The 21,749-nt window shown below is 60.9% G+C and carries 21 protein-coding genes; 9 read left to right on the top strand and 12 right to left on the bottom strand.

What is annotated here, in order from left to right:
• Positions 1-74: 74 nt before the first annotated feature.
• Positions 75-4,652 (top strand): dermonecrotic toxin domain-containing protein, encoded by a 4,578-nt coding sequence (locus tag AC0Z8Z_RS04675; protein WP_485618090.1) that lies wholly within the window; start codon positions 75-77, stop codon positions 4,650-4,652.
• Positions 4,653-4,938: 286 nt separating this feature from the next.
• The gene (gene sthA, locus AC0Z8Z_RS04670) at positions 4,939-6,333 is read left to right on the top strand and encodes a Si-specific NAD(P)(+) transhydrogenase (RefSeq protein ID WP_172611642.1); all 1,395 of its coding nucleotides are present in this window, start codon (positions 4,939-4,941) and stop codon (positions 6,331-6,333) included.
• Positions 6,334-6,375: 42 nt separating this feature from the next.
• Here sthA and AC0Z8Z_RS04665 read toward each other — a convergent pair whose 3' ends face one another.
• Together AC0Z8Z_RS04665 and AC0Z8Z_RS04660 are read right to left on the bottom strand one after the other, a co-directional pair.
• Complete coding sequence (locus AC0Z8Z_RS04665) at positions 6,376-7,098, bottom strand: glycerophosphodiester phosphodiesterase (protein WP_485618088.1); 723 nt, start codon at positions 7,096-7,098, stop codon at positions 6,376-6,378.
• Positions 7,099-7,158: 60 nt separating this feature from the next.
• The gene (locus AC0Z8Z_RS04660; protein WP_122538661.1) at positions 7,159-7,752 is read right to left on the bottom strand and encodes a PilZ domain-containing protein; all 594 of its coding nucleotides are present in this window, start codon (positions 7,750-7,752) and stop codon (positions 7,159-7,161) included.
• A 148-nt stretch (positions 7,753-7,900) separates the two neighbouring features.
• Between AC0Z8Z_RS04660 and AC0Z8Z_RS04655 the strand changes: the two genes are divergently transcribed.
• From AC0Z8Z_RS04655 to queF, 4 genes are all read left to right on the top strand, one after another.
• Positions 7,901-9,151, top strand: a complete 1,251-nt coding sequence (locus tag AC0Z8Z_RS04655; protein ID WP_122538033.1) for a lipoprotein-releasing ABC transporter permease subunit — start codon at positions 7,901-7,903, stop codon at positions 9,149-9,151.
• Positions 9,152-9,158: 7 nt separating this feature from the next.
• Positions 9,159-9,842, top strand: a complete 684-nt coding sequence (gene lolD / locus AC0Z8Z_RS04650) for a lipoprotein-releasing ABC transporter ATP-binding protein LolD (protein WP_485618085.1) — start codon at positions 9,159-9,161, stop codon at positions 9,840-9,842.
• Positions 9,843-9,910: 68 nt separating this feature from the next.
• Positions 9,911-11,155, top strand: coding sequence for a lipoprotein-releasing ABC transporter permease subunit (locus tag AC0Z8Z_RS04645; protein WP_485618083.1), 1,245 nt, complete (start codon positions 9,911-9,913; stop codon positions 11,153-11,155).
• A gap of 214 nt (positions 11,156-11,369) precedes the next feature.
• Entirely contained in the window at positions 11,370-12,200 is an 831-nt protein-coding gene (gene queF / locus AC0Z8Z_RS04640; protein ID WP_122624660.1) for an NADPH-dependent 7-cyano-7-deazaguanine reductase QueF, read from the top strand.
• Between the two features lie 155 nt (positions 12,201-12,355).
• On the opposite strand, the gene AC0Z8Z_RS04635 is transcribed toward queF, so the two are convergent.
• Positions 12,356-12,619, bottom strand: a complete 264-nt coding sequence (locus tag AC0Z8Z_RS04635) for a DUF4404 family protein (protein ID WP_122538041.1) — start codon at positions 12,617-12,619, stop codon at positions 12,356-12,358.
• A 111-nt stretch (positions 12,620-12,730) separates the two neighbouring features.
• Positions 12,731-13,366 carry an HAD superfamily inactivated hydrolase PcrP gene (gene pcrP, locus AC0Z8Z_RS04630; protein WP_485618081.1) on the bottom strand — a complete coding sequence of 212 codons (636 nt, stop codon included), beginning with the start codon at positions 13,364-13,366 and terminating at the stop codon, positions 12,731-12,733.
• A 201-nt stretch (positions 13,367-13,567) separates the two neighbouring features.
• Here pcrP and AC0Z8Z_RS04625 point away from each other — a divergent pair, with 201 nt between their 5' ends.
• Positions 13,568-14,269 carry an MlaA family lipoprotein gene (locus AC0Z8Z_RS04625; RefSeq protein WP_485618080.1) on the top strand — a complete coding sequence of 234 codons (702 nt, stop codon included), beginning with the start codon at positions 13,568-13,570 and terminating at the stop codon, positions 14,267-14,269.
• A gap of 98 nt (positions 14,270-14,367) precedes the next feature.
• Here AC0Z8Z_RS04625 and AC0Z8Z_RS04620 read toward each other — a convergent pair whose 3' ends face one another.
• Positions 14,368-14,667 carry a PilZ domain-containing protein gene (locus AC0Z8Z_RS04620; protein WP_122538047.1) on the bottom strand — a complete coding sequence of 100 codons (300 nt, stop codon included), beginning with the start codon at positions 14,665-14,667 and terminating at the stop codon, positions 14,368-14,370.
• Between the two features lie 265 nt (positions 14,668-14,932).
• On the opposite strand from AC0Z8Z_RS04620, the gene rssB reads away from it, so the two are divergent.
• Positions 14,933-16,114: a two-component system response regulator RssB gene (gene rssB, locus AC0Z8Z_RS04615; protein ID WP_122538049.1), complete on the top strand. Its 1,182-nt coding sequence runs from the start codon at positions 14,933-14,935 to the stop codon at positions 16,112-16,114.
• Positions 16,114-16,596, top strand: a complete 483-nt coding sequence (gene rssC / locus AC0Z8Z_RS04610; protein ID WP_122538051.1) for an anti-sigma factor antagonist RssC — start codon at positions 16,114-16,116, stop codon at positions 16,594-16,596. Before rssB ends, rssC begins: the two co-directional genes overlap by 1 nt.
• Positions 16,597-16,697: 101 nt before the next feature.
• Here the strand turns inward: rssC and tal are convergent, their stop codons facing one another.
• The 7 genes from tal to AC0Z8Z_RS04575 all read right to left on the bottom strand — a co-directional run bounded on the left by tal (position 16,698) and on the right by AC0Z8Z_RS04575 (position 21,675).
• Positions 16,698-17,624 carry a transaldolase gene (tal, locus tag AC0Z8Z_RS04605; protein WP_122538053.1) on the bottom strand — a complete coding sequence of 309 codons (927 nt, stop codon included), beginning with the start codon at positions 17,622-17,624 and terminating at the stop codon, positions 16,698-16,700.
• 338 nt (positions 17,625-17,962) lie between these two features.
• A complete protein-coding gene (gene csgH, locus AC0Z8Z_RS04600; RefSeq protein ID WP_485618076.1) occupies positions 17,963-18,271 on the bottom strand; it encodes a curli-like amyloid fiber formation chaperone CsgH in 309 nt (102 codons plus the stop codon).
• Between the two features lie 5 nt (positions 18,272-18,276).
• The gene (locus AC0Z8Z_RS04595) at positions 18,277-18,792 is read right to left on the bottom strand and encodes a curlin-associated protein (protein ID WP_485618074.1); all 516 of its coding nucleotides are present in this window, start codon (positions 18,790-18,792) and stop codon (positions 18,277-18,279) included.
• The gene (locus tag AC0Z8Z_RS04590; protein ID WP_485618073.1) at positions 18,776-19,678 is read right to left on the bottom strand and encodes a CsgG/HfaB family protein; all 903 of its coding nucleotides are present in this window, start codon (positions 19,676-19,678) and stop codon (positions 18,776-18,778) included. Before AC0Z8Z_RS04590 ends, AC0Z8Z_RS04595 begins: the two co-directional genes overlap by 17 nt.
• 52 nt (positions 19,679-19,730) lie before the next feature.
• Positions 19,731-20,729 (bottom strand): hypothetical protein, encoded by a 999-nt coding sequence (locus AC0Z8Z_RS04585; protein WP_485618071.1) that lies wholly within the window; start codon positions 20,727-20,729, stop codon positions 19,731-19,733.
• Positions 20,730-20,788: 59 nt separating this feature from the next.
• Positions 20,789-21,235 carry a curli assembly protein CsgF gene (locus AC0Z8Z_RS04580; RefSeq protein WP_485618070.1) on the bottom strand — a complete coding sequence of 149 codons (447 nt, stop codon included), beginning with the start codon at positions 21,233-21,235 and terminating at the stop codon, positions 20,789-20,791.
• Positions 21,232-21,675 (bottom strand): CsgE family curli-type amyloid fiber assembly protein, encoded by a 444-nt coding sequence (locus AC0Z8Z_RS04575; RefSeq protein WP_172611653.1) that lies wholly within the window; start codon positions 21,673-21,675, stop codon positions 21,232-21,234. Before AC0Z8Z_RS04575 ends, AC0Z8Z_RS04580 begins: the two co-directional genes overlap by 4 nt.
• Between the last annotated feature and the right edge of the window lie 74 nt (positions 21,676-21,749).

Here is a 21,749-nt window from a genome sequence, read left to right as displayed (position 1 = left end):
ACTCCTCGCAAATTCTCTCAGTGCCTGACAGGCCCCTGAGCGATCCTCAATCCATTGCACGAGTTAACTGGCCAATGAGCTCAACCCTTCATCTGATCGCTGGGGTTTCCCTGCGACCTACGCTGCATGACGTCGCGATCAAGCAGCTGCGTTCCGCACTGCAGCAACAATTCCCGAACGTTGAAATCGATCCCGAGATTTGCGTCATCACCCGAGCCGCCTCTGACGGCAGTCAGCGCGCGGAAACGCTGTTCAGAAATCTGCAACAGGCATTCCTGACGGGCAAGACGCCACGCTGGCGTTCCGGGGTCAACACACTGGTCATCGATCCCGCCACTCAAGGTTCGACCCCGACGCCGATCGATTTTGATCAGCTGAACATTCTGGTGGATACGGTTGCTCTGGAGCTGAACGAGCAGTTTCGGCAGACGCTGGTGGATTTCTGGGGAACGCCGGCGGCAGAGGGACAAACCCCATGGGCACAGCTTGCCGATGCATTGAAGAAGGGCTATCTGAAGGCGCTGGACGACATACCGGGTTTGCAGGCTGACGAGGACGACTTTCTGCGTCCCATCGCGTCCTTTTCCGACCAGACCCAGCGCAATTTCATGCTGAGTATCGACGGGGCCCATCCGGACCCTGTCATTCGCGCCTGCATCCCTCAGGCGGTGGACGCTTCAAACCCGGTGTCAGTGCTGCCCGTGCTGGCGGCGACCGGTGTCTGGGGCGGCAAGGAGATGTTTTTCACTTGGCAGTCGCCGGGTGTCATCGTCAGGCATGGTTCGCTGGCTGATCTGATGGCCAGCCTCGGTACGTCTCCATCAGCCACCCAAGCCGAGGCCTGGACGCTGCGCGAGGTTGAGGGTGACCTGTTCAATGCGCTGGCCCAGTCGATGCTGGCCCTCCAGCTGCAGCAGGTTGCTCGACTGGACCACGCCGACGCTGAGGATTTTGCCGAGCTCGATCGCCGTATGGCCGCCGCTACCGACATCACGCCTTTTTTGCTCCCCGTCGTTCCGGGCCTGGAAAGCCCCGAAATGCTTCCAGACTGGTTGCGCAAGGCCAGCGTCGCCGACCGCATGGATTTCAGTCGTCGAATGATTGCGTTGGCGAGCGCTCCAGCGGGCGCGGAGAGCACGTTCAGCGAGGACATTCCGCCGTTGCTGGATTACGCCAGTCAGCAACTGCAGCGCGAAATGCTCGCCGATCACCCGGAGGCGGCGGATCTGCTGATCGCCGATCTGGACGTCGTTATCCGTAAAGTGGTCGCCGCCGCGATTCCCGGCGGTGGTCAGGTGTTCGCCTCGGGCCTGGTCGAACCGATACGCATGAGCCTCGCCGAGTTCGCCCTGGAAAACCTGTCCGGCGAGCCTTCCGGTGCGCTGCACATCGTGCACAGGGACGGCACCCCGGCGCCGGCCTGGTTCAGCGCCGATTACCTGCGGCTGCTGGTGTGTCAGGTGGACATCGGGCGCCACTACCCGGCGCTGCTGAAACGGGCGCTACTGACTGACCCCGCAGAGTCAGCCAAGCGTCAGGCGGCGTACATCGACCAGCTTCGCGCTCAACTGCCACTGCAGGCGCTGGTGCTGAAAATGCGTAGCGAGGGGCATTTTTGTGACAGCGCCTATCAGCGTGTTGCCGCCCTTGTTCAGCCGCCGGAGCGGCGCCCTTCAGCGCTGCGCAACACGACCCTTCGTCCGCTGGCCTTCCGGGCCACGGTTGGGGCGCAGGCGGATGAAGTCACCAATATGTTTGTGATCAGTGATCGCGATACCTCCAGGGGGCCGGTGGTGCTGTACCGACCGTTTTCCCTTCAGTCGCTGGTCGAATTTGAATCCTGGGCAGCCCTGCGCGCGGCCATCGTCGAACCCGGTGAGCTTCAGGAGGAAGTGCTGATCTGGATGGCCGACCATGCACGCCAGGTGTATGCCAATGGCGGGTTTGATCAGCCCCATGTCGTGCGCTTCGGCCAGGGTTCTGACTTCGCGCCCCTCGAAATCCCGTCGCCTGCGCAGCTGGCGGTCGATGAAGCAGTGGGTGATCCACTGATTGCGCTGTTCAGGGCCAACGCGTCCGCGCTGATCCAGCTGGCGGAGAGGCAGTCCACCTCCAACGCCGAAAGCCGCTGGGCATTGCTCAAACGCGGCGGCTGGCTGGCGCTGGAGTCGGTCATGCCTTTCATTTCGGGCCCGGTCGGCCACGGGCTGTGGCTGGTGCAATTCCTGAGCGAAGTCCAAGGAGCGCTGGCTGCAGACGGCACCGGCGGTGCACGGGAACGCACTGAATCCATGGGCAATATGCTGCTGACCGTGGCGATGCTGTTGTTGCACAGCTCGCTGGGCGAGGGTGCCCGATCCGGTCGCCAGCACGCTGCCCAGTCCGTGCGCCCCAGTCTGGCGAATCTACTCACGGGGGCATCGACGCCCTCGATCCCTTCCACCCCTATCATTCCAGTCCCTGCGCCTGATCCCGTTGTCATGCCGACCAGCCTGAGGAGCCGGCTGGACTTCACGTGGTCGCGAGCCGATCTGAACCTGACCACCCGGCAGACCCTCGCGTTACGGTCGTTCGAAATCCTCCCGCCGCCCGAGCTGTCTGAGCCTTCGAACGCCTCCGGCACGCAAGGTCTGTACGAGCGGGACGGCGCCTGGTATGCGCGCGTCGACAACGCCGTATTCATGGTTCGTGTCGGCGAGGGTGACGTGCAGATTGTTCATCCCCACAACCTCGATCGCACCGGGCCCTGGCTGACGCGCGAGGGTGAGGTCTGGCGTCTGGACCTCGGTCTGCGGCTGCGAGGCGGAGGCCCCAAGCGCAGCGCCCGGCAACTGGCCCTGGAAAATGCTGCCCGGCTTAAACGCGTCAACGCCGAGAAGTCCGAGCTGCTCAAGCGCCAGAACGATCTGTACATCCGGATAGTGGAAAACGACAACCGTATCGATGCCATGCCGCTCGAACGGCACCATGAGGTCATTGCGCTGCTTGAAACAGATATCCGCGCGGTGATGGAAATCATTGACCGCAGGAACGAACTCGACCAGTCGCTACGTCCTGCCGACCGCACCCCTGACAAAACCTATGCCAGGGACCTGCAAGGCATCGCCCGGCGGATCTGCCTGCTGGAGGGCGTGCTGCTGCGCGACATGCTGATTGTGGCCAGAGAAGAGGCAGCCCGAATGCGTGCGTTGTCCGGGGCGATCGCCGCCGAGAATGTCGGGATCTATCTGGGGGTTTTCGAGAAGTCACTGGTGTTGCAAGAGAGCGGGGTGCAATGGGCCCTGATCAGGGAGGGGCTGTGGCAGAGGCTGCGGGACGTGCCGAAAGTCGGTGAGGCCTACTGGCGCACGGAAGCGCTGGAGTTTTACAAGAGCCGGATGTACTCCCTGGTCGATTGGCGCGCCAGTCGAATGTGGTCGTCCCTGGAATTGTGTTTAAGTGCCGAGAGCATTCTGGATACCCGCAAAGCGGTGACGCTGAAGCGTCTGCTCAATGATGACCCTCTGCATGCCGCGCTGACGTCTCAGGCGGAATTGGAAAAACCGCACGATTACACCATTGCCGAACAGATCGATGTGCTCGAAAGCTCGCTGAGGCAGTATGACCGGGCCTCGATTGTCGCCCTGGCCGCGTTCGAGAGTGAGCCTGAGGTGGTCAATACGCCGCACTTTCACCGATTTTTCGAGGATCTGTCAGCGATTTCCGATCGCGCCGAGCACCGGCTTTCGGACCTGATCCGCGAGAGCGAGGAGCCCGCCGAGACGCCTGCGGAATATGTCCCGAGGCTCAAGCAGACACGCAAGCGGGTAATCAAAACCCGAGGGCACCGCACGTTGATCGGCCGACTGCGTGAAGGCGAGGAGCCTTCACTGGGTGAGGTCGTTGAGGTCAAGGCGGCCACCGGTGATCGGGTGGTCGGCGCGTACCTCCAGCACGCGGAGGGGGAATGGGTCGAAATCGAGGAACAGCCACGCAAGCCGGTCAATCGCGACAGCATCGTCCCACTGGCAGAACTCACGCGTCGCGGCCGCGCCCTGCTGGATCGGGTGGAGCCCGAGATTGCCAGCGCGGTGCGCCAGTCTCGCCGTGCCAATGAGCCCGAGGACATGGAAGACATCCTGGTGCAAAAGGCCGACAAATTAGGTGAGCTGGCGGAGAAGCTGCAGATTCATCTTGAAAATCCCCATGCGGTAGACGGCAAGGGTGAATCAGTACAGCCCCTGCTGGACGAAATGCGTGTCGCCGAACAGCGATTTCGCGAGCAGGGACGTCAGCTGCGTATCGAGATGATAAAGCGCCAGCCGCCGACGGCCAGTCGCGTCAGTTATCTGGATCGACAACATGAGGTGCGCATTGCCCGTGTCGACGGCCGAAAAAACATGTCGGGCAGTCGTCGCAACGATTTCGTGCAGGAATATGCGATCCGAGACAAGGATGACCACCTGCTGTGGTGGGCGCATTTTCACTACGCCAACGAGGACGCGGCCTCGGATGCCTTCACCGCCGCCCACCTTAAACTGCCGGACCAGCGGCTGATGGGTTACAGGGCGATGCTCAAGGCGGCCAAGGACAACAAGGAAGTGGTGAGCATTTATCGCAGCGCCATCGGCAAGGAACTGGCGCAACGTCTGTTTCTGCATCTGGCCGAGTGAATTCCTCGAGCCGCCGTAGGGACAGATGCCTGGGCGTGCGATTTTTTTAGGAATCGTCACGCAAGGGATTTATCATCCGCAGCAATTCTGCAGTCGAGTGAGGTTTCCAGCACTCGACCTGCAGCATCGCAGAGAGGTCTGCCGAGGGACGCGACCAAGGGTTAATGGTCGTTTGCCCTCGGTGAGACTAGACTGCGCCGCGAGTTTCGATCCTTCATGCCGCCCGGGCGGCATGATTCAGCCGGAGGCGCCAGAGTGGTGCCTCGGCCAGTTCTGAGGAGTACGCATGGCTGTCTACAACTATGACGTGGTGGTGTTGGGTTCGGGCCCGGCGGGTGAAGGTGCGGCGATGAACGCCGCCAAGGCCGGGCGCAAGGTGGCAATGGTCGATAGCCGTCGGCAGGTCGGCGGCAACTGCACCCACCTAGGCACGATCCCGTCGAAGGCCCTGCGTCACTCGGTTAAACAGATCATCCAGTTCAACACCAACCCGATGTTCCGCGCCATCGGTGAGCCACGCTGGTTTTCCTTCCCGGACGTCCTGAAGAACGCCGAGAGGGTCATCAACAAGCAAGTCGCATCACGCACCGCTTATTACGCCCGCAACCGTGTCGACGTGTTCTTCGGCACCGGCAGCTTCGCCGACGAGCGCAGCATCGACGTGGTATGCAACACCGGCGTCGTGGAAAAACTGGTCGCCAACCAGATCATCATCGCCACCGGCTCGCGGCCTTATCGCCCAGCCGATATCGACTTCTCCCACAAGCGCATCTACGACAGCGACACCATCCTCAGTCTGGGTCACACCCCGCGCAAATTGATCATCTACGGCGCGGGGGTTATTGGTTGCGAATACGCGTCGATCTTCAGCGGTCTCGGTGTAGAAATCGAACTGATCGACAACCGTGACCAGTTGCTGAGCTTCCTTGACTCGGAAATCTCCCAAGGCCTGAGCTATCACTTCAGCAACAACAACGTGATGGTGCGCCACAACGAGGAATACGAGCGCGTTGAAGGGCTGGACAACGGGGTGATCCTTCACCTCAAGTCCGGCAAAAAGGTCAAGGCCGACGCCTTGCTGTGGTGTAACGGCCGTACCGGCAACACCGACAAGCTGGGTCTGGAAAACGTCGGCATCAAGGCCAACGGTCGCGGGCAGATCGATGTCGACGAAGCCTATCGCACCAGCCAGCCGAACATTTATGGCGCTGGCGACGTGATCGGCTGGCCGAGTCTGGCCAGCGCGGCCTATGACCAGGGTCGTTCGGCGTCGGGCAGTGCGGTCGACAACGGCGCGTGGCGCTTCGTCAACGACGTGCCGACCGGGATCTACACCATCCCCGAGATCAGTTCCATCGGTCAGAACGAGCATGACCTGACCGTGGCCAAAGTCCCGTACGAAGTGGGCAAGGCGTTTTTCAAGAGCATGGCTCGCGCGCAGATTTCCCACGAGCCGGTTGGCATGCTGAAAATCCTGTTTCACCGCGAAACGCTGCAGATCCTCGGCGTGCACTGCTTCGGCGACCAGGCATCGGAGATCGTGCACATCGGTCAGGCGATCATGAACCAGCCCGGCGAGGCGAACACGATCAAGTACTTCGTCAACACCACGTTTAACTACCCGACCATGGCCGAGGCCTATCGGGTAGCGGCATATGACGGCCTGAACCGGCTTTTTTGAGCGGCTCCGGCCGGTGGCCTGAGCCGGCCGGGGAGACCGATTTCAGTACTTCCCAAGGGTGGCGCTGGCCAAACCGGGAAAGTCTGTAATCAGGCTGTCAACGCCGAAGTCGGCGAGTCTGCGCATGAGCGCGGGCTCGTTGACTGTCCACACCGACACATGCAGCCCTTGGTTCTGGGCTTTCTTCAAGCGCTCGGGCGTGCACAGCGTCCAGTTCAGCGCGAGGATCTCGCATCCATACCCTTGAGCCACTTTCAGCGGGTCAAGCCAGGCGTATTCCGCCACCAGCCCGCGCGAAATATCCGGTGTCAGCTCCAGCGCCGCGCGCAGTACTTCCCGGGAACTCGACGTGATTGTCACTTTATCCAGCAGTCCGTGGCGCTGAGCCATTTCACGAATGGCCAGCACGGTGGTTGCCGCGCGGGTGCGTGACGCGCTTTTGACCTCAAGCTGCCAGTGATCGAAGGCGCATTTCTCGAACAGTTCTTCCAGGCGGGGAATGGGGCAGGGCTGCACCCAGCCGGGGCCGCCCTTGCGCGCGTCGTAGGTCATGAGATCGGCGGCGTCGTGCTCGACGACCTTGCCGCGGCGGTCGGTGGTGCGCTTGAGGGTCGGGTCATGGATCACCATCAGCACGCCATCGCGGGACAGGTGCAGATCCAGTTCGCAGCGTTTGACGCCGTGTTTGAGGCATTCCTGAAAGCTGGTCAGGGTGTTTTCCGGTGCTTCGCCCTTGGCGCCGCGGTGGCCGTAAATAATGGTCACAATCACTCCTTGGTACGCATGGCGCTGGAATAGGTCGGGCTGAAATAAGGGGTGCCGGGGTCAGGTTGGCTTGGTGTCGGGGTCTGCCTGCTCACGGGCCAGCCGTCGCTGCGCGGCTTGACGTTGCAGGATGTGTCGGGCGAGCAATTGGCGCTGGGCGTCAGTGAGGTCGATCCACTCCGCGCCGACGTCAAAATCGCCGATGGTCAACGCATGGCACTGCGTCACCCGGGCTCGCAGCATCATCCCCGACGCCTGGGGCATCAGCACCATTTTCACCGACAACAGGGTGCCGGGCTGGAAGGGCTGAGGGGTTTCGAATTGCAGGCCACCCTCGGACATGATCACGCGCTGCGGCGCGCCCAGCTTGCCCAGTGCGGTGTGCGCCACCACTTGGCCGAGCAGATCGATGCGCTTGCTCATCGCTCGAAGGAAGCTGTTGGTAGTGCGGTCTCGATCATCCAGCTGGCGCAGCAAGTGCTGGGATTCGAACTCGGCGACGTGCAATTCGCTCAGCAGATCGAAGAGGGTGGACGTGTCGTGATGGCCAGGTTCCTCTCCCGTGCCAGGCTCGGCGATGCGGTTAATTTCCAGTGCGACGCTGTCCTCGATACGGTAGTATTCGCGGCGTTCTTCTTCATCTAGTGTCGGCATGGCGAACCCATGGTAGCGGCGGTTGTCAGAGTGATTGCTCAAAATCATAGCTCAGCTTTTCGAGCGTGATCCGGTGGTGATCCGAGTGTAAAGCCGCTTGCCCAGGCCCGCCACAAGGACGTTCCCATTCCTCCGAACAAGCCCCTAAATGTTCAGACCTCTTTTTGTATTCATCGGCACGCGCTACACCCGTGCAAAGCGCCGTAATCACTTTGTCTCCTTCATTTCCCTGACGTCGATGATCGGCCTCGCCCTGGGCGTGGTCGTGATGATCGTCGTGCTCTCGGTCATGAACGGCTTCGACCACGAGATGCGCACCCGCGTGCTGGGCATGGTGCCCCACGCTACTATCGAGTCCGGAGAGCCGATCAATGACTGGCAGGCCCTGGCCTCCCGGGTCAAACAGAACAAACAGGTCGAGGCCGTTGCGCCGTTCACTCAGATGCAAGGCCTGCTGACCAACAACGGCAATGTGCAGAAGATCCTGCTCAATGCCATCGACCCGGCGCAGGAGCGCAAGGTGTCGATCATCGACGGTTTCATGAAGCAGGGCAGCCTTGACGACCTGGTCGCGGGCGGCTTTGGCGTGGTGATCGGTGACAAGGCCGCGACCAAGCTCGGTGTCGGCATGGGCGACAAAGTCACGTTCGTGTCCCCCGAAGTCACCGTGACCCCTGCCGGCATGTTCCCGCGCATGAAGCGCTTTACCGTGGTCGGCATCTTTCATGTCGGCGCTGGCGAGCTGGACGGCTACCTGGGCGTCACCAATCTGCAGGACCTGGCGCGGCTGCACCGCTGGAAGCCGGATCAGGTGCAGGGCTTGCGTCTGAAATTCACCGATCTGTTCAAGGCGCCGCGCACGGCGTACGACATCGCCCAGAACCTCGGCGAGCACCAGTATTACTCCCGCGACTGGACCCGCACCCACGGAAACCTGTATCAGGCGATCGGCATGGAGAAATCCATCATCGGTCTGTTGCTGTTGCTGATCGTGGCGGTCGCGGCGTTCAACATCATTTCCACGCTGGTGATGGTGGTCAACGACAAGCGCGGTGACATCGCCATTCTGCGTACCCTGGGCGCGACCCCGGGCCAGATCATGGCGATCTTCATGGTCCAGGGCACGGTCATCGGTGTGGTCGGAACGTTGATCGGCGCCGGTGTCGGCATTCTTGCGGCACTCAACGTCAGTTCGGCGATTTCGGCGCTGGAAGGTCTGATCGGTCACAAGTTTCTCAACGCGGATGTCTACTTCATCGACTATCTGCCTTCGCAATTGATGGCCCAGGACGTGCTGCTCGTATGTGGCGCGGCGCTGGTCCTGAGTTTTCTCGCCACCCTGTATCCAGCCTGGCGTGCTGCGCGCACCCAGCCGGCGGAGGCGCTACGTTATGAGTGAGTCGGGCATGAGTGATAAAGCTGTACTGAGCTGCCGCAACCTGGGCAAATCCTACGAGGAAGGTCCGGAATCCGTGGTCGTCCTGTCGGGCCTGCAACTGGAGTTGCACCCGGGCGAACGCGTAGCGATCGTCGGCAGCTCGGGGTCGGGCAAAAGTACCTTGCTCAACCTGCTTGGCGGCCTCGACACGCCCACCGAAGGCAGTGTCTGGCTGGCGGGCGAAGAGCTTTCGGCGCTCAACGAGAAGGCCCGCGGGCTGCTGCGCAACCGTGCCCTTGGCTTCGTCTATCAGTTCCACCACTTGCTGCCCGAGTTCACCGCGCTGGAAAACGTCTGCATGCCATTGCTGATCGGCAAGACGCCGATTCCGGCAGCCCGTCAGCGTGCAACCGCGCTGCTGGAGCGGGTAGGGCTCAAGCATCGACTGGCGCACAAGCCGTCGGAGCTGTCCGGCGGCGAACGTCAACGGGTGGCGATTGCCCGCGCGCTGGTCAACCAGCCGGGTCTGGTCATGCTCGACGAGCCCACCGGCAACCTTGACTCTCACACGGCGCAAGGGATTCAGGACCTGATGCTCGAGCTGAGCACGTCGTCGCGCACCGCCTTTCTGGTGGTGACCCATGACATGACGCTCGCCCGGCAAATGGACCGCGTGTGGCGTCTTGAAGAAGGCCGTCTGGTCGAAGCCTGACCCGCACAACCGATGCCATTCGGGCATCGGTTTTTTACTTTTAGCTGCTTAGTTACGGTGCTCCACGAATGTTCAGACCGTTATCCATCTTTATCGGTACGCGCTACACGCGGGCCAAGCGTCGCAACCACTTCATCTCGTTCATTTCCATGACCTCGATGATCGGGCTGGCGCTGGGCGTGCTGGCGATGATCGTGGTGCTGTCCGTGATGAACGGTTTCCAGCAGGAAATGAGTTCGCGGATTCTGGGCATGGTCCCCCATGCGGTGATCTCTGGCGTCAAGCCGCTCGACGACTGGCAGCCGGCGGCCAGGGCATCGCTCAAAGACCCACAGGTCACTGCCGCCGTGCCATTCACTGAAATGGACGGCATGCTGTCGTACAAGGGCTCGATGCAGCCGATACAGATCAACGGCGTCGATCCGGCCCTGGAGTCCAAGGTCTCCATCGTCACCCAGCACATCGTGCAGGGCCGCCTGCAGGACTTGAAGGCGGGCGAATTTGGTGTGGTGATCGGCGAAATCACCGCCCGGCGCTTTCGTCTGAACGTCGGCGATAAACTGACGCTGATCGTTCCGGAAATCAGCAGTGCCCCCGGTGGCATCACCCCGCGCCTGCAGCGCTTGACGGTGGTGGGCGTGTTCAAGGTCGGCGCCGAACTGGACGGTTCAATGGCGCTGGTCAACGTCGCCGATGCCGCCGTCATCCAGCGCTGGCAGCCCAATCAGGTGCAGGGCGTGCGCCTGGCGCTGACGGATTTGTACGCTGCGCCGCAGGTTTCAACGGCCATTGCCTCCGGACTCGGTGCGGACTACAAGGCGGATGACTGGACCCACACGCAGGGCAGTCTGTTCAGCGCGATGAAGATGGAAAAAACCATGATCGGCCTTTTGCTGCTGATGATTGTCGCCGTGGCGGCGTTCAACATCATCGCCACGCTGATCATGGTGGTGAATGACAAGGGCGCCGACATCGCGATCTTGCGCACCATCGGCGCCACCCCAAGCCAGATCATGACCATCTTCATGGTGCAGGGCACCGTCATCGGCATCGTGGGCACCGTGATCGGCGGCGTACTGGGGGTGGTCGCAGCGATCAACGTCAGTCAGATCGTCGGCTGGGTCGAGCGCGTGACAGGCCAGCACATTTTCACCTCGGACGTGTATTTCATCAGCAATCTTCCGTCGAAGCTCGAAGGCAGCGATGTGGCGCTGATCTGCAGTGCCGGCTTTATCCTCAGCTTTCTGGCAACGATCTACCCGGCTTACCGCGCCGCGCAGATCCAGCCGGCCCACGCCTTGCGTTACGAATAGCAGATGGATCTGGGGCCGACGCACGGTGGGGGAGCACGGCCCGGAGCACGACACCGCGGCCATGAAGCACGACGCTCCCAATAGCGGGCTGTTCGAGCCGGGCATGGTCGGCAAGGTGGCGATCAGTCAGTAAACGCTGAAAACCCGGAGCGAACCCGATAAACTTCGCGGCCTTGGTTTTTAACAGCCGCTTTTTTCAGGTCCAGGTCCCGCCATGCATCCCGCAGCCGAACACTCGCCGCTGGGCAAGTCCAGCGAATACATCGCCACGTACACCCCGTCTCTGCTGTTCCCGATTCCCCGTGCTGCCAAATGGGCAGAACTGGGCCTGACGGCCGAGACGTTGCCTTATCAGGGTGTCGATTTCTGGAATTGCTATGAGTTGTCCTGGCTGCTGCCATCGGGCAAGCCGGTGGTGGCCATTGGTGAGTTCAGCATTGCGGCGGACTCGGCCAATATCATCGAATCCAAGTCGTTCAAGCTGTACCTGAACTCGCTCAATCAGACCGCCTTTGCGTCTGAAGCCGAGCTGATCGCCACACTGGAGAAGGACCTGTCGGCGGCGGCTGGCAAGCCGGTTGGCGTCCGCATTCGAAGCCTGAAGGACATCGAGGCCGAGGGAATTGTTTCGGTGCCGGGTGTGTGCGTCGATGACCTCGACGTGACTATTTCAAGCTACGACCGCCCTCAACCCGAGCTGCTGCGCTGCGATGAGTCGCGCGTGGTGGACGATGCGCTGCACAGTCATCTGCTCAAATCCAACTGCCCGGTGACGAGCCAGCCGGACTGGGGCAGCGTCGCGGTTGAATACCGTGGCGCAGCGCTGGATCACGCAAGTTTCCTGGCCTACATCGTCAGCTTCCGCCAGCATTCGGATTTCCACGAGCAGTGCGTGGAACGCATATTCATGGACCTGCAGCGTTTGCTGAAGCCGGAGAAGCTGACGGTGTATGCGCGTTACGTGCGCCGCGGCGGGCTGGACATCAACCCATACCGCAGCACGGAAGCGCTGACGCTGGAAAACGGGCGTCTCGCGCGGCAGTAAGGCATTGCTGCCCCATCTGTAGGTGCCGGCTTGCAGGTGAGCCCGAATGTTCAGGCGATAGGAGTGACTGACGCACTCACTGCGTTCGCCAGCAAGCCGGCTCCTGCAGAATCGAGCCGGCCTGCTTCAATCAGGTGGGCCGGCAGACGCCTGAATCAGATCCCCATGCTGCCCAGCGTTACCAGGACATTGCGCAGCGTACCGGCGATGGTCGGGTGATCGACCTCAAAACGCTCGACCGCCAGGTTGACGCCATCGGCAATGCTCGGGTCTTGGGAGACGGTCTCGAGTTCGATCTGCGCCTGGATTTGCTCCATGACCTCGGTCAGGTTCGAGCGATCCTCTGCGGTCAGATCAGGATTATGCTCCAGCTGCTGGTTCAGGCTGTCGAGTTGTAGTTGCAAGTCACTGACGGACATGGGGTCTTCCTTAATCTGATTGGTCTCACGATGGACCGCAATACGCAGGCAAAGGTCCTTTACCGCCCTAGACTAATCCACTCCAGGCCACTGTGCATGACCTCAGTCATCTCAAGGCTTCTCCGACTTCTGTCGGCGCAGGGTGATATCCGCCAGACACGACTCCAGCTCGCCCAAGTGATCGATGACTGAATGTGCGCCGGCCGCATACAGCTCGAGGGTGGCTCGGCCGCGACGGCGCTCGCGATCCAGATCGCTCAATGCCTCCCATTGCTCAGGCGACACACCGCACAGCGGGCCGCAAGACGCCAGCCCGACCGTCCACAGCCCTGCGTTGATGCCCGCCATGATCAGACGCGGATCGCCGCTCACCAATACGCAGCCGTCCAGTTGCTTCACGCCCAGGGTCATCAGCGCTTGCCAGCACGCATCAGGTGCAGGCCAACGGTGGGTCGGCGCGGGAGTGGGCAGAATCAGAGTGCTGAGCGGTGCCGCCAGCTGATCGGTAATCGAGGAGGGGTATTCATCGAGCCAGGCGCAGGGAATGCCGTGCTGTTTAAGATGCTTCAGGGCGTTGATTGCACCTGGCGCGAGCGCTGCGAATGGCTGGGCGTCCCGGGAAGCCAGTGACCTACCATCGCTGCCCAGCAGCGTGCGCGCCTGGGCGCCGAAGTCGACAAGGCAACCGCTCAGTCCGAACAAAACGGCAGTGAACGACGGAGCAGCGACGGCGACCGGGGCGAGCATGGCATTCCCTCTCAAAGCCGTTGACGCTAAGGGATTGCCATGACAAATCGATGACCGAACGATGACAGTGGTTCCAGATGTTTAAGGCCCTACAAAACACCCACCATTTCAGCGACGTAAATAGTCACAGAACGCTTTATACTCCCGCCTTTGGTTTGGGGCGTAGCGCCCGCTTGATTACTTTGACTGGGAGTCTCAGCTATGCCCGAGAACGGTGCTGGCATTATCAATCGTCTGGTTCGAACGTGCGTGTGGGCCAGTCTGGCCGTGGCGCCGATGGCTGCAAATGCGGCGGACGAAGATCCGTGGGAAGGCGTCAACCGTGCGATTTTCCGTTTCAATGACACCGTCGACACCTACGCGCTGAAACCCATCGCCCAGGGCTATGAGTTCATCACGCCGCAGTTCCTTGAAGACGGCATCCACAACATGTTCAAAAACGTCGGCGAAGTCAGCAACCTTGCCAACGATGTGCTTCAGGTCAAACCTGAAGCCGCGGGCGTCGATACCGCACGCCTGATCTTCAACACCACCTTTGGCCTGCTGGGCTTCTTCGATGTCGGCACCAAGATGGGCCTGCAACGCAACGACGAAGATTTCGGCCAGACCCTCGGTCACTGGGGCGTTCCAAGCGGCCCGTTCGTGATGCTGCCGCTATTGGGTCCGAGCACCGTGCGTGACACATTCGCCAAATACCCGGACACCTACACCCAGCCTTGGCGTTACATCGATCACGTCCCGACGCGTAACACTGCGCTGGCCGTGAGCGTTGTCGACACCCGGGCCAGCCTGCTCTCAGCCGAAAAGCTGATCAATGGCGACAAGTACATCTTCATCCGCAATGCTTACCTGCAGAACCGCGAGTTCAAAGTCAAAGACGGCAAGGTCGTCGACGACTTCTGATCCCGCTGCGCTGGAAAGCGATGCAAAAAAAGGCGACCTGAGGGTCGCCTTTTTATTTTCGCTATTTTTCGAAAATGTGATGGAGTTCCGGGCTGACGTCACTTCATCGCCAGGATCGTCAGCCCCAGTTTTTGCTCGCCGCCCTCGATGTCGGCAATCCACACCACCTCGGTGTCCGCCTCCAGGCCCTTGAGCGCGGCGTGCTCGGAATCAATCGTCACGCTGATCTTGTCGCCGACCTGGAACGAGCGGGGCGCTTGTATCTGCATGCCAGAGCTGGATAAATCCACGCAGACGGCCGGGATAATCTGGCCGGCGTAGATCAGGCTGATGTCCGCATCAACCCGCATGCGAATGTAATCTCGTTTTTCTTCGTAATCGCGATCGAGCTGGCCCATGACGCATCCTTCGTTTTGATTGCTGATTTAACGGTTCTTATAACTCCGGGCGATTTGCGATGTAAAGACGCCGTTCGGCAGCGGGGCCGCGCTTGAAACGCCAGGCGGATGGGAGTACCGTCTGCGCCTTGAAGGGCAGCTCTGTCATGTGAAGCGTTTGACCAAAAGTCCGCTACCTGAGCCAGAGAGGCTAGAAGCGAATCCAGTACGCGGGCTGACTGCAACCAGCCGCCTACGCCAACCTAATCTGGCGCCGTTTGCCCACATGCAAAAAACCAGTGCCACGCTGCTGATCATCGATGACGACGAAGTCGTGCGCGCGAGTCTCGCGGCCTATTTGGAAGACAGCGGGTTCAGTGTTCTGCAAGCCGGTAATGGCCTGCAGGGTCTACAGACTTTCGAGCGGGAAAAGCCCGATCTGCTGATCTGCGACCTGCGCATGCCGCAGGTGGGCGGTCTCGAGCTGATCCGTCAGGTCACCAGTCTTGCGCCGGAAACGCCGGTCATCGTGGTGTCTGGCGCGGGTGTGATGAGTGATGCCGTCGAAGCACTGCGCCTTGGCGCTGCCGATTACCTGATCAAACCCCTCGAAGACCTTGCAGTGCTTGAGCACTCGGTCCGACGAGCGCTGGACCGGGCGCGCCTGCTCCACGAAAACCAGGAATACCGGCAGAAGCTGGAGACCGCCAACCGCGAGCTCGAGGCCAGCCTGCACTTGCTGCAGGAAGACCAGGACGCGGGCCGTCAGGTGCAGATGAACATGCTGCCCATCAGCCCCTGGGCCATCGACGCGTTCGAATTCGAACATGAGATCATCCCGTCGCTGTACCTGTCGGGCGATTTCGTTGATTATTTTCGGGTCGATGAGCGACGCGTCGCCTTTTACCTGGCGGACGTGTCCGGTCATGGCGCGTCGTCTGCGTTCATCACCGTGCTGTTGAAATTCATGACCACGCGCCTGCTGTTTGAATCCAAGCGAGGCGGCAGTCTGCCGGAGTTCAAGCCGTCAGATGTGCTGGGCCACATCAATCGCGGGCTGATCAGCTGCAAGCTGGGCAAGCACGTGACCATGGTGGGTGGCGTGATCGACGAGGTCACCGGGCAACTGACGTACAGCGTCGGCGGCCATTTGCCGCTGCCGGTGTTCTACACCCCGGGGGACACGCATTACCTTGAAGGCCGTGGTCTGCCTGTCGGGCTGTTCAATGAAGCGACTTACACGGATCACGTCATCGATCTGCCTGCGTCCTTTAGTCTCACCCTGCTGTCCGACGGCATTCTGGACCTTCTGCCAGGTGATACACTCAAAGAGAAAGAAGCCAACTTGCCCGAACTGGTCAAGGCGGCGGGGGGCAGCCTGGATGGTCTGCGCCAGACGTTTGGATTGGCCACGCTAGGGGAGATGCCGGATGATATCGCCTTGTTAGTGTTGAGCAGGAACCTTTAATGAGTACCGGTAGAATCCAGTTCGCCGAGCAAGACGGCACATTCGTCCTCAAGTTTGTGGGTGAAGTGCGTCTGACGCTGTGCTCGGCGTTGGATGCGACAATTGAGCGGATCTTCACCTCGATGAATTTCTCGACGGTGGTCATCGATCTGACCGAAACCCGCAGCATCGACAGCACGACCCTGGGTCTGCTGGCCAAGCTGTCGATCCTCTCGCGCCAGAAGGCCGGGTTGTTGCCAACGGTCGTCACCACCCATGAAGACATCACGCGGCTGCTGCAGTCCATGGGCTTCGATCAGGTCTTCAACATCGTCGGGCGTCCTGTTCCGCGTCCCGAGGCCTTGAGCGATCTGCCGACCCAGGATCAGTGCGAAGACGTCGTGAAGGCCAAGGTGCTTGAGGCCCACAAGATCCTCATGGGCTTGAACGACTCGAACCGCGAAGCCTTCCGTGACCTGGTCAACGCACTCGAGCACCAGTAGTAGCGTCGGCAATAGCGCCAGTCACACGCTTCGGTCCTGAACCGAGGCATAAAAAAGGGCGGCACCTGTCAGGGTGCCGCCCTTTTTACATGCCTGACGCTTTAGGCTTTGGCCGACAGCATCTTTTCCAGTGCAACCTGGTCACGGGCGAACTGACGAATGCCTTCGGCCAGTTTCTCGGTGGCCATGGCGTCTTCGTTGGAAGCCCAGCGGAACTGGCTTTCGTTGAGGGTCACGCGCGGCTCGCCGCCATTGCCTGGCTTGAGTTTCTGCTCAAGCGTGCCGTTGTCTTCCGACAGCTTATGCAGCAGGTCAGGGCTGATGGTCAGACGGTCGCAGCCGGCCAGTTCTTCGATCTGGCTGAGGTTACGGAAGCTGGCGCCCATGACCACGGTCTTGTAGTCGTTAGCCTTGTAGTAGTTGTAGATGCGGGTCACCGACTGCACGCCCGGATCCTCGGCACCGACGTAGTCTTTGCCTTCGGCTTTCTTGTACCAGTCGTAGATGCGGCCCACGAATGGCGAGATCAGAAACACGCCGGCGTCGGCACAGGCCTGGGCCTGAGCGAAAGAGAACAGCAGGGTCAGGTTGCACTGGATGCCTTTCTTTTCCAGCACTTCAGCGGCCTTGATGCCTTCCCAGGTCGACGCCAGCTTGATCAGGATGCGGTCGCGCCCGATGCCGAAATCTTCGTACAAACCAACAATGCGGTCGGCGCGTTCGATGCAGGCCTGGGTGTCGAACGACAGGCGTGCGTCCACTTCAGTGGAAACGCGGCCCGGGACCACTTTCAGAATTTCACGGCCGATGGCGACGGCGAAACGGTCGCTGGCGACGTTGATGTCGTTGTTGCTGCCGGTGAACGCCTCTTTCAACCGGTCGCTGTTGCTGTCGCTGGAAGCGGCCTTGAGCAAGAGGGAAGGGTTGGTGGTGGCGTCGACGGGCTTGAGTTTTTCGATGGCAGCGAAATCGCCGGTGTCGGCAACGACGGTGGTGAATTGCTTGAGTTGTTCCAGCTTGGAAGTCATGAGCGTGCTCTGTCCTGTGGTTGTGCTGACATTACCCGAGCGCCGCCGGTCACTCAAGGGCGTCAACCGCGACACACGCACCGGTTTAGACGCCTGCGTTTGCGCAAACGGCGTGCCTGCGTGTCAGCCATGATCCGGGCGATGCGTGCTTTTTAAAAAGAGCGGCGCGGGGCATGGTCTGTCGGTTCCCGAGGAAGGCGGATACTCGATCCAGACTGGTTGGAGCCCGGACCGGCCGGGATGTTCCCGGGCGCTGACATCTTATCCGCCGACGGTCTGCGACGGCCCCGCAGGCATGTGCCCGATACGTGAGTCCGCGCGCAGTGGTGTGGCCACAATCAACGAGTGGGCGTCTCGCCGCAGTCGCTGTCGACTGATTTGATCAGCGTGGTCCGATCAAAGACTTCCAGATGAACCTGACACGTCGCTTCGGCCGGCAGGCTCAAGCTCACGCTGTTGGCCGCGACCCCGCTCTGCAGATCGCCCTGTTGGTCGATGGCCGACGTGCCCTGGGCGCTGGTCTGCCTGACGGTCATTCGGTAGTGCAGCGTCAGCGGCGCCGGATTCTCGAGGTGGGGGCGGATCACCACCGTTGAGCCGCTGCGCTGGGCGTCAACCGTCACCACGAGCTGCGTGAAGTCCATCATCGTGATCACCGTTGGGTCGCGCTGGCTTTCATGTTGTCGCCGAACTGCTTGACGGACACGGCACCGCCGAATCCGGCCTGGGTGACGCTGGCCTGATTGGCCTGACCGTATTGCCCGACGAAGGCCTGATTGTAGGTGCCGGTCTGCACCACGCTCGCGGCGTTGTCAGTGCCGTGCTGCGTCACGCCGGTCTGGTTGTTGGTGCCCGATTGGCTGACCTGCGCGGTGTTCGCCGTGCCGTTCTGCTGCGCGGTGACCGCGTTGTTCACCCCGCTCTGGTTGACCACCGCCTGGTTGCGACTGCCGGTCTGACTCACGGCCTGATTCTGTCGCGCACCGCTTTGATCGACGCGCGCATTGTTATAGGCGCCGATCTGCAAAATGGTGGCGACGCTGTTGCCGACAGTGATGTCCGCATAGCGTGCCTCGCGCACCAGATCCTGTGCCTGTGCCTGGGCAAGCGTGCCGGTGAGCAGAAGTGCGGCGGCGACCCAGGCGAATCCTTTAGCGTTGCGTTCCATTCTTTTCTCCTGTCGTGACAATGTCCTGGTCCGCCTCAGCCAGCGGCAAGGTGGTCATTTGTTCGTCGTAGCTCTGCAGATAACTCTGCAGCAGCGGCTTGTTCAGGTCAGCGGGGTTTTTCAGGTTCCAGCTACCGTCCCGGGCGCCTTGGGCAATCATGTGGATCAGCGCCGTTTCGATGGCTTCGCGCACGCATTGCTGAACGGGTTCGTTGCGCGACACGCCGCTCTCGACCTCCAGCAGATGCTTGAGGGAGACGAAGCGGAAGATCCCAAAATCGACCTGAATCGAGAATATGGTCTTGGTGGTGGTGATGCTCTGGATGATGTCACCGGTGCGGATGTCCACCGCCCTCAGGTTGACGGTCACCTGATCCTGGCGGTAAAGCTCGGATGGCCCGACACCGAGATAGCGAACGCCGATGCCGCCGGTGCGCACGTTGCTTTCGTAGGCGACGATGGCGCCTTCGATGATCATGTTCGCCGGCCGCAGCGCAGGCAGTTGCACCTGGGCCTGATCCTGGGGCTGTTCCAGTGCGCGGATGATCTTGCGTTCGGTGAGCAGGTCTTGAAGGTTTTCGCGCTCCACCGGCTTGAACCAGCGTGAGTCGCGCAGGGCGCTGATCAGCAGCGATGCGGCGCCTTGGGTCACCGAGGTGGAAAACGAACTGTCGGGGGACGGTTTGTACTGTCCGGTCTGGTCGCGCAGGCCGTACACCGCGACGCTGATGGGACCCGCGGGCGGCGGCAGGTGGGTCAGGTCACGCAGGCTCTGGGTGGCAGGCGATAGCGTGGCCGGGGACATGGTCGCGGCCGGGCGGGACGTGGTGCAGCCGGCAAGCAGCATGACGGCAGTGAACATCAACATGAGGGGACGGACGCGCATACTTTCTCTTCCCGCAAGAAAACCCCGCCAGACCCTGGCGGGGTACATCATCTTAGTGTTGGTAGATCGTTGCCACGTTGCCGCTGCCGCCAGTCTGGCTGACGTTGGCGACCATGTTGTTGCCGGCCTGGGTCAGGCCGACGATGTTGGAGGATGTGTAAGTGCCGGTGCCGGTCTGGCTAACGACCGCGCGGTTGTTGTTGCCGGTCTGGAGCAGGGTTTCTTCGTTGTTGACGCTGGTCTGGGTGCTGGACGCGTAGTTGTTGTTGCCGACCTGCTGGACGTCTGCGGTCAGTGAAGTGCCGTTCTGGGAAGCGCTGACGGTGTTGAAGTCGCCGCGCTGTTGCACGTTGGCGCTGGTGAAGATGGAGCCGGTCTGCTGTATCGAGCCAAGGTTGTTGTTGCCGTTCTGTTGCAGAGTGGCGATGGTCTGCGCCTGGTTACGCTGTTGCGAAACGGTGCCGGTGTTGCTGCTGCCCGCTTGTATGACTTTACCGCCCACGCTGTTGCTGTTGCCTTGCTGCGAGACGCTCGCCAGGTTGTAGCTGCCGGCCTGGGAAATGGTCCCGCTGGAGCTCGAGTTAGCGGTTTGCGAGACGCTGGCGGTGTTGTTGTTACCGCCGCCCTGGGTGACGTAGGCGCTGGTGCTGTAGTTGCCCTGTTGATCAATGGTCGCTTTGCTGTAGCCGCCGGACTGATTCAGGCTGGCGATCTGCGGTTGAGGGCCGCCGGCATTTTGAGTGATCGAGCCGGTGTTGTTGTTCCCGGCCTGTTTGGCGCCGGCGATGTTGTAGTAGCCGGTCTGATTGATCGTCAGGTTGCTGTAGGTCGCGCTCTGGCTGACAGGGCTGCCATTGAGGCTGGCCCCAGCGGTGTTGCGGCCGCCGTTCTGATTGATCGTGACCGTCGACTGGGTCGCGCCTTGCTGCTCGACGCCCAGTTTGTTGTCAGTACCGGCCTGGGTGGTGTTGACGGTGCTTGAGTCGGCCATGGCCGCACCGGATACCGCAAACAGGATAGCCAGAGACAGTAAGGATTTGCGTGCTTGCATGATGATCTTCCTTATTCAGTGTTGTTGTGGGGTGTTGCAGATATCGGATGCGACGGGTCTTACGGTTGATTCACTTGGAACTGGGTGGTCTGGCCGGTGTTTTTGTCGGTCGTGACGATCTGCAGCAGGCCGCCTTGCAGGTTGGTGATTGCGATGCGGAAATCAGTGGTTTCGACGGTGCCCGGAACCAGTTGGCCGTTGGCACCCACGATGCTGGACGTCACCGCCGACGACACCCGGCTGAGGATGGCGCTCTGCAACATGCTGTTGAACTGGGTCAGCGCGGTCTGCCCGGAGTAGGCGCCGGACGATGAGGACTTTTCGACGTAATGGTTTTGCGCCTGGGCCTGATTCAGCAGCACCGGGCCGTTCGACGGGTTGCCACCAAACGACGGGTTGTTCGGGACATAGGCCAGTTCGCTGGCCTGGACGCCTGAACACATGCCGGCCATCAAGGCGAGGCTGGCGACAACCAACACGCGGCGGTCAATAGTGGGTGCTTTCATAGCTCGTCTCGTCCCATGTCCGGGTCGCCAAAGAATTGTGCCAATTGATAATCAAGAATGGCCTGGTACACCTGACCGGCAGCGTCGGCGGCAATGGCCGGAATAAGCGTGCGGTTGGGCGGGAGGAACATTTGAAACAAACGGCGATTGCCGTAATCCACGAAGACCTGACTGCCTAAACGCGCAGTGGGGCGCTCGGTAATGGTGACGGTAAACGTTTCCGCTTCATCTTTCTCGCGCCAGGTATTGGCGAAACTGTCATAAAACGTCCGGCCTGCCAGGGTCATGGTCTGCCCGATCACAATACCGCCGACGTCACGGTGGTTGAGCGTCCGGTGCTGCTCAACTGTCGCGGAAGTGTTCACGCTGGGCTGAGCAAGCGCCGTGGTTGCGGCGCACAGAGGCAGCAGCCATAGGCCAATAACGTTAAGGGTTTTCATGTGTGTACGATTATGGGTACAGGGTGTTACTTGTTATATCTCATTAAACTTGCTTTGCCAGTGCTTAATTAAAA

This window comes from Pseudomonas sp. 1L-C-7-B-C1, from assembly GCF_057291635.1.
The sequence above is the reverse complement of the archived record's forward strand: the minus strand, read 5'-3'. Positions and strand labels throughout refer to the sequence as shown.